General features: G+C 38.3%; 14 protein-coding genes. 5 read left to right on the plus strand and 9 right to left on the minus strand.

Going from position 1 to position 13554, the window contains the following annotated elements:
* Window positions 1–67 precede the first annotated feature (67 nt).
* Window positions 68–1453 carry an MATE family efflux transporter gene (locus C1A06_RS02470; RefSeq protein WP_101688651.1) on the plus strand — a complete coding sequence of 462 codons (1386 nt, stop codon included), beginning with the start codon at window positions 68–70 and terminating at the stop codon, window positions 1451–1453.
* Window positions 1450–2871 carry a TldD/PmbA family protein gene (locus C1A06_RS02475; protein ID WP_101688652.1) on the plus strand — a complete coding sequence of 474 codons (1422 nt, stop codon included), beginning with the start codon at window positions 1450–1452 and terminating at the stop codon, window positions 2869–2871. Before C1A06_RS02470 ends, C1A06_RS02475 begins: the two co-directional genes overlap by 4 nt.
* A 96-nt stretch (window positions 2872–2967) precedes the next feature.
* Here the strand turns inward: C1A06_RS02475 and C1A06_RS02480 are convergent, their stop codons facing one another.
* On the minus strand, window positions 2968–3546 hold the full coding sequence (locus C1A06_RS02480) for a hypothetical protein (RefSeq protein ID WP_101688653.1): 579 nt from the start codon (window positions 3544–3546) through the stop codon (window positions 2968–2970).
* A gap of 35 nt (window positions 3547–3581) precedes the next feature.
* Window positions 3582–4346, minus strand: coding sequence for an SDR family NAD(P)-dependent oxidoreductase (locus C1A06_RS02485; protein WP_101688654.1), 765 nt, complete (start codon window positions 4344–4346; stop codon window positions 3582–3584).
* A 74-nt stretch (window positions 4347–4420) separates the two neighbouring features.
* Here C1A06_RS02485 and C1A06_RS02490 point away from each other — a divergent pair, with 74 nt between their 5' ends.
* On the plus strand, window positions 4421–4783 hold the full coding sequence (locus C1A06_RS02490; protein ID WP_245871985.1) for a DUF493 family protein: 363 nt from the start codon (window positions 4421–4423) through the stop codon (window positions 4781–4783).
* A gap of 68 nt (window positions 4784–4851) precedes the next feature.
* Here the strand turns inward: C1A06_RS02490 and C1A06_RS02495 are convergent, their stop codons facing one another.
* A complete protein-coding gene (locus C1A06_RS02495; RefSeq protein WP_101688655.1) occupies window positions 4852–6771 on the minus strand; it encodes a DUF4139 domain-containing protein in 1920 nt (639 codons plus the stop codon).
* Between the two features lie 210 nt (window positions 6772–6981).
* On the opposite strand from C1A06_RS02495, the gene C1A06_RS02500 reads away from it, so the two are divergent.
* A complete protein-coding gene (locus C1A06_RS02500; RefSeq protein ID WP_101688656.1) occupies window positions 6982–7743 on the plus strand; it encodes a hypothetical protein in 762 nt (253 codons plus the stop codon).
* Window positions 7744–7808: 65 nt separating this feature from the next.
* Entirely contained in the window at window positions 7809–8486 is a 678-nt protein-coding gene (locus tag C1A06_RS02505; RefSeq protein WP_101688657.1) for a hypothetical protein, read from the plus strand.
* A 91-nt stretch (window positions 8487–8577) separates the two neighbouring features.
* Here the strand turns inward: C1A06_RS02505 and C1A06_RS02510 are convergent, their stop codons facing one another.
* The 6 genes from C1A06_RS02510 to C1A06_RS02535 form a co-directional block, all read right to left on the minus strand.
* Window positions 8578–8799 carry a DUF2795 domain-containing protein gene (locus C1A06_RS02510; RefSeq protein WP_101688658.1) on the minus strand — a complete coding sequence of 74 codons (222 nt, stop codon included), beginning with the start codon at window positions 8797–8799 and terminating at the stop codon, window positions 8578–8580.
* A gap of 78 nt (window positions 8800–8877) precedes the next feature.
* Window positions 8878–9432, minus strand: coding sequence for a cob(I)yrinic acid a,c-diamide adenosyltransferase (locus C1A06_RS02515; protein ID WP_101688861.1), 555 nt, complete (start codon window positions 9430–9432; stop codon window positions 8878–8880).
* 11 nt (window positions 9433–9443) lie between these two features.
* Entirely contained in the window at window positions 9444–10130 is a 687-nt protein-coding gene (locus tag C1A06_RS02520; RefSeq protein WP_101688659.1) for a hypothetical protein, read from the minus strand.
* A 12-nt stretch (window positions 10131–10142) separates the two neighbouring features.
* A complete protein-coding gene (locus C1A06_RS02525) occupies window positions 10143–10856 on the minus strand; it encodes a porin family protein (protein WP_101688660.1) in 714 nt (237 codons plus the stop codon).
* 2 nt (window positions 10857–10858) lie between these two features.
* Complete coding sequence (locus C1A06_RS02530; protein ID WP_101688661.1) at window positions 10859–12637, minus strand: LysM peptidoglycan-binding domain-containing protein; 1779 nt, start codon at window positions 12635–12637, stop codon at window positions 10859–10861.
* Window positions 12638–12724: 87 nt separating this feature from the next.
* Window positions 12725–13456 carry a lysophospholipid acyltransferase family protein gene (locus C1A06_RS02535; protein ID WP_101688662.1) on the minus strand — a complete coding sequence of 244 codons (732 nt, stop codon included), beginning with the start codon at window positions 13454–13456 and terminating at the stop codon, window positions 12725–12727.
* Window positions 13457–13554 lie beyond the last annotated feature (98 nt).

Raw genomic sequence — 13554 nt, forward strand, 5'->3', positions numbered from 1 at the left:
TGTAACTTTGCGGATCCTGTTTTTCTTCTTACACATAGAAGACCTTCTGGAAAATAAAGCCCTAAGAATGAGAAATAATACAGCTAACATCAACGAACTGGAGAACAAAAAGATAAGTAAGCTTATCTGGCAATATGCCATTCCTGCCATTGTAGGAACTATGGTAAATGCTCTCTACAATATTATCGACCGTGTATACATCGGTCATACTCCCGGATTGGGAGATCATGCGATCGGCGGACTTGGAATTGCACTGCCACTGATGAATATAACTGCGGCTGTAGGTATGCTAGTAGGTGCCGGTTCGGCCAGTAGAATATCGATTTTTCTGGGAAAAGGAGATAAGGAAACTGCCGAAAAAATCATCGGTACATCTTTTCTGATGACACTTATTCTTACCGGAACAACAGTAGTATTGCTTTATATATTTCTGGAACCCATTTTACACCTGATCGGTGCAACAGAAGAAACCTATCCTTATGCACACGAATTTATGGCATATTTGCTGCCGGGATATATATTTCTTGCAATGTGCTTCAACTTCAACAGTATGATGCGTGCATCGGGCTACCCCAAAAAAGCAATGTACACAATGCTAATAGGTGTAGTAGCAAACATAATAATTGCTCCGATTTTTCTCTTCTGGTTCAAAATGGGTATCAAGGGAGCAGCCATCGCAACAATCATATCCATGTTTATCGGGCTATGCTTCGTAATGCATCACTTTATGAATCGAAACAGCATGCTACGTCTACGTCCTTCGAATATGAAAATGGACTGGAAAATAATATGGTCGGTTGCCAGCATCGGATTGTCTCCGTTTATGATACAAGTCGCATCATCGACGGTAGTATTTCTTGTAAATAATCAGCTCAGAGAATACGGCGGTAATGTAGCTATCGAAGCTTACGCTATCGCAAATACACTTGTTATGATTATCATCATGGTAATGGTCGGTCTGACACAAGGTATGCAACCTATTGTAGGTTACAACTATGGCGCGAGAAAGATTTCCCGTGTAAAAGAAGCTCTAAACTATACAATCAAAGTCGGAGTAAGTATTGGTGCCATCGGACTTATTCTGGGAATGCTGATTCCTCAACTATCGGTACAAGTCTTCAACCCGAGTGCAGAATTGGCAGACGCTTCGGTAAAAGCTTTACGCATTATTACAGTTGCGCTACCTCTTGTCGGCTTTCAGATTGTAATCACGAACTTTTTCCAATGTATCGGCATGGCTGGAAAATCAATATTCCTAAGCCTTACCCGCCAATTTATATTCCTTATTCCGGCATTGTTCATTCTACCTCCAATCTTCGAACTGAATGGTGTATGGGCATCGCTACCACTAGCCGATGTTTTGGCCACAGTTCTTACCGGTATTTTGTTTGCTATGCAAATCAAGCAATTCAAGAAAATGGAGGCTAATCACGTAATTTCTCCTCAACAATGATAAAATCGATCGAAGATATACTAAAACATTTCGCCGTAAGTCGCGAAGATCTGCTGAAAGTGATAGCCGAAGCCATGAGTAAAGGCGGCGATTATGCCGATTTATTTTTCGAAAATACATTCAGCAATTCCATTTCCCTAAGCGATAATCAGGTAAACCGCACAGCTTCTAATATAGATTTCGGAGTGGGAATACGTGTCATCGCTGGCGATCAAACTGGTTATGCTTTCGTGGAAAACACCGATCTGCAAAGCTTGCTCACAGCTGCACGAACGGCCGCATCAATAGCAACATCAACGAAAAAGCAGAATCCCGTAGAGATAAAAGATACCGTATTCACAAACAGATACCGCATACAACGCGAATGGCTGGATGTTTCGGTAGCTGACAAAAAAGATTTTGTACAACAACTGAACAACCGTATATTCGAGCTAGACGAGAATGTAATAAAAGCATCGGTCAGCCTCAACGACTCTACATCATATATTTTATTCTTCAACTCGGAAGGAACGCTAACATGGGATTATCGCCCTATGTGTCTGATGTACGGATCGTGTGTCATGCAACGAGATGGCAAAATAGAAAGCGGATACGCTTCGCGCGCATATCGCAAAGGGTTCGAATTTCTGTCAGACGATCTGATTGAGACTCTGGCTCAGGAAGCTGTAAAGCAAACGCGACTGATGTTTGAAGCCATAAAGCCTAAAGGCGGAGAAATGCCCGTCGTTATGGGTGCAGGCGGATCGGGAATCTTGCTTCACGAGGCTATTGGACATGCTTTCGAAGCCGATTTCAACCGTAAACGGACATCTATTTTCAGCGATCAGTTGGGCAAGAAGATATGCGATACGCAGATCAATGTTGTCGACGACGGATTGATCGATAATACTCGTGGTAGTATCAACTTCGATGACGAAGGAATAGAGAGCCAACGTACATATATCGTTAAAGATGGAGTCCTCGAAAGCTATCTTCACGACCGAATCAGTGCCAAACATTATGGAGTCAATCCAACCGGAAACGGACGACGCCAATCGTTTCGCTATGCTCCGATGCCACGAATGCGTGTAACATACATGGAGAATGGATCGGACAGAGAAGAAGATATCATTGCATCGGTGAAAGAAGGAATTTATGTCGACAATTTCACCAATGGGCAAGTGCAGATTGGAGCCGGAGATTTTACTTTCTTCGTAAAAACCGGTTACCTCATCGAAAATGGCAAATTAACTCAGCCGATAAAAGACATCAACATCATCGGAAATGGGCCGAAAGCTCTGGCTGACATAACGATGGTTGGAAACAATCTGAAGATTGACGAAGGATCGTGGACATGCGGCAAGGACGGACAAGGAATACCCGTTGGACAAGGATTGCCATCGGTATTGGTCAGAAAATTGACTGTCGGCGGAGAATAAAGCACACCAATCGTAAAATAAAATAGCCAACAGCTGAGCGATCAGTTATTGGCTATTATTCTTTTATACAAAATGAATTGCTACCCCGTCTATGAGTTATTTTGATTCACTCTTTTTAATCTCATCCGAAATTAACTTATATGCTTTTGCCAATCGACGGGCATTTTTTGAGTCAATGTCGAAAACCTCAGAACCATAAACTGAGCTGATTCGTAATTTTTCAGGTAGATTCAATTCCGACAATTGAGACAAATCACCTTCATAAACAGTATGAAGAATATTTTTACTGCCAATGTCATCTTCAGATTTGAAGAAATTAACAGCTGTATATACATCAGTATTAGCTATAAAATCATCAACAGCCGTTATAGTTGAGACACTGCCATCTTTCAACTTAAGCTGAAATTCGGATCCCTTTTTCATTGTCATGACACTCCCTATCCACTCTACATGAAGATATACATGACCTTCTTCGTAACGGAACATAAAGTAGCTATTAAATATTTTTCGACTCCCTACCTTAACACTAGATGGAGTCTTTGCTTCAAATCTTGTCCAATTAGTTCGAATAACGGTCTTTCCCGTAAAGTCATCGACTGTGCTATAATCAATTTTCTGAGCCGACGCAAAGAAAGGTAACAAAGCCAGAATTGATATAAATAGTAGTTTCTTCATTTTGTATTTTATTTCGTGTTATGTGCAAACTTTCACTAAATAGCCGTCCAACCTCCGTCAACAAATATGGTTTGTCCGGTTATGTAACTAGAGCCATCAGCTGCCAAAAAGACAAGAGCTGTGTCTAGTTCTTCAGGGCGTCCGGCGCGTTCCAGACATGTCATATTCTTGACAAAGTTAGTAAACGCATCGCTATTAATAAAATCGCCGGTCATTTCGGAGTCAAAAAATCCCGGACCGATATTATTTACCGTAATGTTGTATTTTGCCCATTCAGCCGCCAATCCACGAGCGAAGTTGACAACTGCCCCTTTAGACGAATGGTATGACAATGCGGCACTAAATTTATTGCCAACCATACCATACATCGAGGCTACATTTATAATTCGCCCATATCTGTTATCAATCATATTCTTCCCTACTTCGCGGGCAAAAGTGAACACGCCGTTGATATTAACATCCATCACTTTTTTGAAATCATCCAGACTGACATTTTCCGCATTTCCGCCCAGAGCTATTCCGGCATTATTGACAAGGATATCTATCTTTCCGAAATGGCTGATAGCTTTCTTCACCGTATCCACCACCTCAGCCTCGACTGTGGCATCGCACTTCAGTGCTAAGCATCGAGCTCCTTTCGATTCAATTTCTTTTGCTAATTGCTCCAGTCTTTCGAGTCTGCGAGCTACAACAATTACATCAGCGCCCTGATCTGCCAACACTCTGGCGAAGCGCGATCCTAATCCCGACGAAGCCCCTGTAACCAGAGCAACCCGTCCTTTCAAATCAAATAGTGCCATAAAAACTTTGGTTTTAGGTTGAGTTAAGTACTAGTTAGACGAATTTACGAAAAAAAGCGATAGCAACTGCCATCATGGCACATCTAAATATTTGGTATAATAGTTGTCAAGGAATTGATATGGAAAAGAAATTTGAAGTTATAGAAAATGATAAAAATCTTCAGGCTGATGATTTTTATGTGAATTTTAAAGAGAAATTGATGTTGACGCACACGTTTCCTACCAATTACATCTTTAAATTTATAGTTCCTGCCGAACAGGCAACTATTGCCAAATTGCATGCCATTTACGAAAATGCAGAAGCCAATATCTCATCGCGCGACAGCAAGAACGGTAAATACACCAGCTTAACAATAAAAACAGCTGTAAACGATGCTGATGATGTAATAATCTATTATCGTCAGGCTGCCAGCATAGAAGGAATAGTAATGCTATAATATCTCCTTAAGGATAGGACAAAATAAATCCCCAACAAAGATCTTGTTGGGGATTTATCGTTTTATTATTATTCGATATAGAGGTTTCTACCACTCGGATATCTTACTTTATACCGCAAGTTTAATTCTTTCTTGTCGGAAGGTTTCATTTTCAGATTCCATTTCACTTCACCCGTTTCTTTATTAATCAACCCTTTAGACTGATCTTCTACCATAACTTCAATTTCATCTCGGCGTGAAACCGGAACCTGATCGAGTACCGTAAGATTGATCGGCTGATTTTTATTGTTTCGAATATCTATTTTCCATGATTTTGTATCCTCACGTTTGTTGCTCAGAAATTTCTTCGAAGTGTTTTCTTTGACTGCTTCACGCTTCACAAGAATACTCTTATCCTGACCTAAGGATACACTCAAAGTATCAGTTACACTACGTGTATCGATAATTGTTTTTCCGATATATGTATTCTCGAAGAATATGTTTGCTTCGCCTTCCAGCAGATTATACTGATTCCAATCGGTAATATTGGCCAATAGGAAGACATTCTTACTAACCTTAGGTACTACATAGTATTCGTAATCGGCAGGAAGCGCATAACGCTCAACTTCAACAATCGTATTCTTATTATCGGATTTGATTGTGTAAGGTATTTTGACATCGAACTCAACGGCTGTTTGATTCTCAACTACCTCGGTAGGCATAGCTATATCCTGACGAGCGGGTAAAGAGCTCATACCTCTTATTATGACCGAAGATTCTTTAGGTTTTTCAACATTAACACCAGCAACAGAACCGGCTAAAGCTCTCTGTAAATGCGAGCCATATCCAACGACAACTGCCTCTTCGAGCATCTGCTGGCTTTCTTCCAATTGGACACTCATAAACGAACGGGAAATAGGCAATATCTTTTTATTGAATCCCACATAACTAAACTCAACCTCTCGAGCATTGTTAGGGATCGCGAGTGCGAACTTACCATCTACATCGGTAACAGTTCCTATGGTTGTACCTTTTATCATCACCGAAACCCCAATCAGTGGCTCGCCACTTGTATCGTAAACAGCTCCTTTTATCTCGTTATCGTCAATATTGACATCGTACTTTGGCGGAGCAACATTATAATCCAAGAAATAGGTACGCAGGCGCGGAGCAACTGTACCCAAATTTGGATTGGCTGATGAAATACTCAATTTCACATTATTCCAATCTTCTTTCGTGTTTTGCAGAATATTCGCTTTATAAATAAGCTCGATAGGCTTGTCGATACTTGTACTCCGTATATCGTAACTTGGGAACCAACTGGCATTGCGTACATAATATGTCAGTTCTACATTTACGTTTGCTGCTCGCTTTGCATCAATCTCTACCACTACTTCCCCTTTAGGCATCGGCTTATCACCACCCTCTAGCGTATACGAATTGTTTATCATCCGCTGCTCGAATTCAAGCTGACTTATTTTTTTTGATATCTCATTCTGTTGGGTCTTTAGTGCGGTCATTCGCTCACGATAATAGTTGGCTGTTTCTTTCAATGTCAAAAGACTGATACCCGTATTCGCTCCTCCTATCTTCTTATTCTCATTCAGGAAAGCTATTTCATCCTGAATCAACTCTTTCGAGGTTTTAGCTGCCACAAGTTGTCGAGTCACTTCTTCGAGCCTTTTATCTAGTTCATTTTCTTTTTCGGCCGATACCTTTTTAATGACTTCTTCGGTATTTGTCTGATAATTTACTCCTAAAACCATTGCATCGCCGGCAAGCTTTATCTGAATGCTTTTGGCATCAACATAAGGCGACAGATCGGTAAACTTGAGAGTCGATTTACCCGCAGGGATGTAAATTGTCTTTTTACGAAGAACCTGCGCTCCATTGATAAATACTGTAGCTTCGGAAACTTCAGTTTTTATCTTTTGCTCTTTCGTATCCTGAGCCTTCATCGACAACGAGGATATTATTATCAAAAAAGATAACAGCATTTTGATTTTCATAGTAATTGGCGTTTTGAATTATTGTGATAGCTAAAGTTAATAGTTTTTCGGTAATAACTTTATCTCTACCTAAAAAGGTTCTTTGAAATACGGGAAATATACAAACTTGAAACAGATAAAAAACTGTACACAAGTGTTACTTTTTAACGAGAAACACCTCTTATCTCAATTAAATTTCATTACCTTAGCTTTCATCATATAATACTTACTATGAATAAATTAATTATATTCATCTTGTTTATTATTGTAATTCCTGGCTACGCACAGAACTCAACTGTTATAGAATCAAAAAATACAGATAATATCGGACTCAATATTGACTCCATAGTTTTCAATTTTCCTCTTAAAAATAAGGTTCTGTCTGGAACATGTATTCTACCCGGAACAGATAATCAGCAAATTATCAGATCGCATGGACTACTTCTTGATTCTGTCAATAAACAAAATATCTCCAAAATTTGCTCTTTAGGACGAGACGAGATACTATATATCAATATGAATGACAGTTCTCTAATTATTAAAGCCAATACATGGGGCAATAGTTGTCATGAGTATCTATGTGATGTTTCAATGTTCAATGATAGTATCCTAAATATTATTGCTCATGGTTATGGTTCTGTTTGTTCCTGTAAAACGAATCATCTAATAACTTACAAATTCAAACGTGAAGGATGGGGTGATCTGAATGATATAAAATACATATCATTCAATGGTAGAAATAGAATTTCATTTAATAACGTTGACAATGTTATCAAATTTTATCTAAATCATCTAGCTATCTCTCTATTTCCTGATGTGCAAATAGGAAATAATCCTTTTTACATAATAGATGGAATATTTCTTGATGAATCTAGTTTTAAAGAAGAGGATCTTACGAAAATTAAAGAAATTAACTTTCTAAATTCGAACGAAATACATAAAGCTTTTCCATGCTCGGATAAAAGTAGCTGCATCATTGTTAGAACGAATTAAGTCAATAGGGATTCTCAACATGACAAAGTTAGAATTATTTTTAGAGTAAATAAACTTATTAAATAATGGACTGGAGATTTAATACTATAGCATTTGACAAACTACAAGAAGGTAAGTTTTTTCAAGCAGACTTTGGAGTGAAGAAATTCGAATTAGACACCGATGCTTTCCTTAATTCCGAATATGCAATTATTTGGCACCTTAAGAAAAAACTTGAAGCTTTTGACAGCTTACCTAAATCGGACAAGTTATTATTTATAGAACTCAACTTAGCTAATATTAATGATTTATCGGGAATAGCAAAGTATAAAAATTTAAAGAGGTTAGAATTACACTATTGCTTAAAACTACTCAACGACAGAGGTATAGCTGGAATCAAAGGTTCTCTAATGTTCTTACATATCAATCAATCCAAGAAATTTGAATTTACAGAAGAACTATTACAATTGAAACACCTTAGGGTATTATACTTGAATGACTGTGCACCAATAGACAATCTTGGTTTTCTCGATAATTTTCCTCACCTAATAGACTTTCGTTTTGTAAATACGACAATCCGAGATGGTAATCTGAATCCTATACTCGATCATCCTACAATACGCTCGGTCGGATTCTTGAATAAAAGACATTATAATTACAAGTCAGAAGATATTAAGGAAAAACTCAATGAAAAATTTAATAACGAAGACAATAGGACATATCTGACAGACGGAAAAAATGTAACCTTTAGATATGATTACTGAATTCAACTAAAAAAATTACTATTCTATTTTTGTTGGAACAAAAAAGGTCAGAACTTTTCTGTTCCAACCTTTCTGTTTAAGCTTTTGTGCATCAATACTCGTCTTCGTTAAAGAAGAAGTCTTCTTTGCTCGGATAATCCGGCCAAATATCTTCGATTGTGTCAAATATCTCTTCTTCGTCTTCCAACTCCTGAAGATTTTCAATTACTTCTAAAGGCGCTCCCGAACGTTGAGCAAAATCGATAAGTTCGTCTTTAGTTGCAGGCCAAGGTGCATCCTCAAGCTTTGATGCTAGTTCTAATGTCCAGTACATGGTAATTCTCTGTTATATTTAAGTTTATATTATTGTTTCTATATTGTTTTTCGCAAAAATATAATAATATTTGGAATATCAGTCCTGTTTCCAGAATATTTCTACTCCATTTTTATTTGCCTCTTTACGAGCCAATAAGAAAAAGTAGTCTGACAGGCGATTTACGAAGATCATAATACGATCCTCAACCGGATATTCAGCTTTCACGCGATGCATACAACGCTCAGCTCTACGACATACCGAACGGCATATATGTGCACGAGCTGCAGCTTCGCTTCCTCCCGGAAGAATGAATTGGCGTATTCTTGGAAGTTTGCTGTCAATTTCGTCCATCTGACGCTCGATCGAAGCAATATTCTCTTCCGTAATAATACTTGCAGCCTTAGGCGATATAGCTTCCGTTTCGGTTGCAAGATATGATCCTACTGTAAATAGTTTGTGTTGAATGAATGATAGGAATTCTGTATCATTTTCTTCTGTTATAACACATCTCAATGAACCTACAAACGAGTTCAACTCATCAATTGTTCCGTACGCATCAAGACGTACATGCGATTTAGCAACTCGCATACCTCCGACAAGCGACGTCTGTCCTTTGTCTCCGGTTTTTGTATATATACCGCTTTTCTTAATATTTTCCATAACTAAAAACTAATTTTATATTCCCATCTGTAAAGCTTGGGATTGAAAAAAATAATACCAATGTTGAATAAATCGAGAGCTACCGTACGGCCGTCCATATCTTTTATCTTATTCCATAACAGCTTATTCATCCTATTTGTTCGAATGCCTTCAACAATTATAAAACTTCCGGAATGCATCACGTTGTTTATTTCATCGATGTGTGCTTGTGTCAGTTCTCCAAAATTGTTCAAATTTATATATACGCAATCTGGCATAAAGTCAGATAATCCTGAATAGGACTTCTTAAGAGCTATCTCTCTGTCCCAGCCAGATGAATACAATTCATGTGCCAAATTATATTTATTTTCATCTGTTTCCACAGCTTGGCATTTAACGGAAGAAGATACTGCGGTCATGAATAATGTATTTATACCATTACCAGCACCCAATTCCAATATTTGCTTTGCTCCAAAGCAGTTTATCAGCTTGAAAGATAATTTGTGCAGTTTATCTATTTTGCAAGGAACATTTCTGCAAGATAATAGATATTCTTTAATATCCTCATATGCGTAGTAAGGAGTTTTCTCCTCGATTACATTATTGATCAGATCGAAGACAAAAGGCGAATGAATCCCATGTCCACGATGACGGCGTATTTTTTGTATAAAGTATATGCCTTTGCGCGGCAGTCTGTATATACGACCCATAGAGACGGTATACTAGAACAGTTTCACATAATAAGTTAACTTAGCTGAGAATACTCGATTTGCCGATCGGGAAAAGTAATCCGATTTGCTATTTCTATACATATCGGCCAAACCGAAATAATAACGCCCTTCGAGCATGAAATTGCCGAATTTGGTTTGAAACTCCATACCTAATCCCCCCATGATCCCATAGTCAAACTTACGCTCTACATCGTTGTAATATTGGTGCGTAACCATTTTATCAGGAGCTTTACCACTCGACAGATAATTTGCTAAAGCATCATTCAGTTCGTTTTTCTGACTGGCAAGATAAGCTATTTTAGGCCCAAGATTAACTACGAAACGAATCTTATCTCCAAAATAGATATGTGTCAAAATAGGAAGCTCGATATAAGTCAATTTACGGCTATGGGCCAGACCTTCATTCTTAAGACTTTCTTCTTTGAAACTCTGTTCCCATCCCATTTGACTGACATTCAACTCGGCGATGAATCCAAGGTGCTTTTCAGTTACATAACGAACAGCGACACCTCCCGCAAACTGAGTCATCATTGATGTAGGTATAGCATTTCCGGTAGACGCATTGGTACGCGCAAAATCGACCGAACTAAAGGTCGGTCCAAAACCCACTCCGACATTCCAATAAGGTTTAAAATCTTTCTGCTGTGCACTTGCCGAGACAAGTAGAAGCGCAAAAAGTAAGCTTGATATGATTCTTTTTATCATCCTTATTTATATTCTGTTTTTTCGATTGAAATATCTGTCTTGAAACGTACAAAATAGAATCCGTTGTTAACGAATCCCGACTCGTCATTATCTCGTGTAAAATACATTGCCGACTGTAAAGTAGGTATCCGTAACGATGAAACTCGCGCATCAAAGTTTCTTGCTTCTTTATTGATCCCCGAGATAAAGAAGGTACCCATATCGTATCCTAAGAATGCATATCGAGGGAATGACCAGGCAACGGCTTTATTATACCATTTACGGTACTGGCTCATTACCGATTGTACTTTTCTCTCGCCTTCGTTCAGATAGAACGTAGTATAGATAGTAGCGTCGTATTTATGAAGTGTATTGTACAAATTATGATATGTCTGCCATTCGGGATAACCAAATAAACTGAAACGAATGCCATCTTCCGAGCCATCCATCGCACGAACTATTCGTTGCAATGAAGCGCTAGACGCCGATGTAGGTATCACAATATTGTTTACGTTAGAACTGACTACTCTTTTCAATTCCTCAGCAAGGCTTACACTTTCGCGCAATTCTTTATATGTTATTCCGCTACTTGTCAACTCTTTTTTCAATTCTGCGACAAATGCTTTCTTATTGTTATCCGAGCCTATCTCTTCTACAAAGATTACATTATTACCTCGGAATTTCTGAGAGAAGGTTTTTGCTATCGGATTAAACAACGAAGAAAGTGAAGTTACATATTGATAAACATTTCTATTGCCTTGGATCGTATTCTTTTTCAAACCACCAAAAGGAATAACATAGCGTACTCCTGTCTGGTTCGAGAAGTCAGTCAAGATATCGATTTGCTCTTGCGAAGTTCCACCTATAAGCACATCCAAGTTTGCTAATTCTGATGTTCCAAGTATACTAACCAGACGCTTGATGTCTTTTTCTAAACCAGTATCAAAAGTAGATACATCAATATTTACTCCATCCTTTTTCAGGTCATGAACAGCCAGTAGGAATCCTTCGTAAAATTCGACTAATTTTTCTTTCTGAACAGTAGCCTTATTATCCAAGAATGGGAATAAAATTCCTACCCGTACTGCTTTTGCAATCGGATTGATGGGTGAGATAGGTCTATCTACATTACTTTGAGGTATGATCAAAGTCATTCCGGTTTTCAGTCCTTCCGATAGAGATGGATTTTTCGCATACAATGCATCAATCCCTACTCCATAGCTCTTACTGATTCCATACAAGGTTTCGCCCTTAGCTACTACATGCTCACGATCCGATGCGTTTGAGGCTTTTTTAGCTTCTTCAAGATTGATGACTGTTTCGATCTGTTTATCACGAATAGGCTGAATTTGTTTACGAGGAATTTTTAGAACCATTCCTTCCTTCAGACCATTTTTAAGATCTGGATTTAAGCTGTGCAAAGTTTCTTCCGCAACTTCGTTGTTACGAGCTATACTGAAAATGGTTTCGCCTTTCGATACTTTATATTCAAGATACGGCGATCCGAATCCACTTTTATCGGAGTTAGTTGATACTACATCTTTCTTTACCGGAATTTGTAATTTTTCGCCACCTTTAATTCCTTGCTTAGCTTCGGGATTGTAGTCATAAATATCCTGCATCAGGACATTGTACTTCTTAGATAGCGAATACACAGTCTCACCCGATGTAACTGTATGGGTTATAAAGCCATTAGATTGGGTCTGTGTTGTTTGAGCCAATGCTTTGCTAGTCTGTGTCAACGAGCCACAACTGATTGCAGCAAACAGAAAGCACGAATACATTAAATTTCTTATCTTCATATTCCTTAGTTGTAATGCGCACAAAAGTATAAAAAAATCAGGTACTTACCAGATCTGATAACACTATTTCAAGTAAATTGACAATCCTTACTTGTACTTTTCCCAAAGGCTGTCGTGAACAATTTCACGGCAACGATTCATCAAATCAGGTATTTCATCGTCAGATATTCCTTCAGTAGGAATTGGTTCGTGTATAATAAGTTCGAGGCGTCCGGGATTGAAAATGTATGTATGCATTTTCATCACATCAAATGGTCCGTTAACCGTAACCGGTACTACCGGTAGCCCCATTTCTTTAGCTATAATAAAAGCTCCTCGCTTGAATCTTCCCATTTTTCCGGTCGATGTACGAGCTCCTTCAGGAAAAATTGTCATCGACACCCCATCACCCAACTGAGCTTCGGCTTTGGCAATTGTTTCTTTCATCGATTTCAGGCTGGATTGATCTACAAACACATGTCCTGCAATTTCCGAAGCCTTGCCCACAAAAGGGATCTTTCTCAACTCTTGCTTCTGAACCCATTTTATATTATGTCCAAGATAACCATAAATCAAGAAAATATCGAATGCACCCTGATGATTCGGCACAAATACGTATGACTGATCTTTATCAAGTTTACCTTTATGAACTACATTGATTTTATTCAAGGCCAGTCGACAAGCCAGTTTCGACCAATATTTAGGAGGATAATAGCCCCAAAACTTACTATCACCAACCATACAGCCAATCATGACTGTGACTGCTGTCACAATCGTAGCCAAAACAAAAATCGGAATAAAAATAAAAACTTCGTATAAAATGCAAAGTACTTTTTTCATCTCAGAGGAATTATTTCTACACAACTACAAAAATACCAATTTTGCCAATATATTCGCTTTATTCGATCATCAAAGACTGACAAACATCAAAATAAATA

The organism is Dysgonomonas massiliensis, from assembly GCF_900240225.1.
Classification (GTDB): domain Bacteria; phylum Bacteroidota; class Bacteroidia; order Bacteroidales; family Dysgonomonadaceae; genus Dysgonomonas; species Dysgonomonas massiliensis.

What these genes read in the sequence shown, in the direction of transcription:
- C1A06_RS02470 (WP_101688651.1), top strand. Translation starts at nt 68, where the DNA reads ATGAGAAATAATACAGCTAACATCAACGAACTGGAGAACAAAAAGATA.
- C1A06_RS02475 (WP_101688652.1), top strand. Translation starts at nt 1,450, where the DNA reads ATGATAAAATCGATCGAAGATATACTAAAACATTTCGCCGTAAGTCGC.
- C1A06_RS02480 (WP_101688653.1), bottom strand. Translation starts at nt 3,546, where the DNA reads ATGAAGAAACTACTATTTATATCAATTCTGGCTTTGTTACCTTTCTTT.
- C1A06_RS02485 (WP_101688654.1), bottom strand. Translation starts at nt 4,346, where the DNA reads ATGGCACTATTTGATTTGAAAGGACGGGTTGCTCTGGTTACAGGGGCT.
- C1A06_RS02490 (WP_245871985.1), top strand. Translation starts at nt 4,421, where the DNA reads ATGGCACATCTAAATATTTGGTATAATAGTTGTCAAGGAATTGATATG.
- C1A06_RS02495 (WP_101688655.1), bottom strand. Translation starts at nt 6,771, where the DNA reads ATGAAAATCAAAATGCTGTTATCTTTTTTGATAATAATATCCTCGTTG.
- C1A06_RS02500 (WP_101688656.1), top strand. Translation starts at nt 6,982, where the DNA reads ATGAATAAATTAATTATATTCATCTTGTTTATTATTGTAATTCCTGGC.
- C1A06_RS02505 (WP_101688657.1), top strand. Translation starts at nt 7,809, where the DNA reads ATGGACTGGAGATTTAATACTATAGCATTTGACAAACTACAAGAAGGT.
- C1A06_RS02510 (WP_101688658.1), bottom strand. Translation starts at nt 8,799, where the DNA reads ATGTACTGGACATTAGAACTAGCATCAAAGCTTGAGGATGCACCTTGG.
- C1A06_RS02520 (WP_101688659.1), bottom strand. Translation starts at nt 10,130, where the DNA reads ATGGGTCGTATATACAGACTGCCGCGCAAAGGCATATACTTTATACAA.
- C1A06_RS02525 (WP_101688660.1), bottom strand. Translation starts at nt 10,856, where the DNA reads ATGATAAAAAGAATCATATCAAGCTTACTTTTTGCGCTTCTACTTGTC.
- C1A06_RS02530 (WP_101688661.1), bottom strand. Translation starts at nt 12,637, where the DNA reads ATGAAGATAAGAAATTTAATGTATTCGTGCTTTCTGTTTGCTGCAATC.
- C1A06_RS02535 (WP_101688662.1), bottom strand. Translation starts at nt 13,456, where the DNA reads ATGAAAAAAGTACTTTGCATTTTATACGAAGTTTTTATTTTTATTCCG.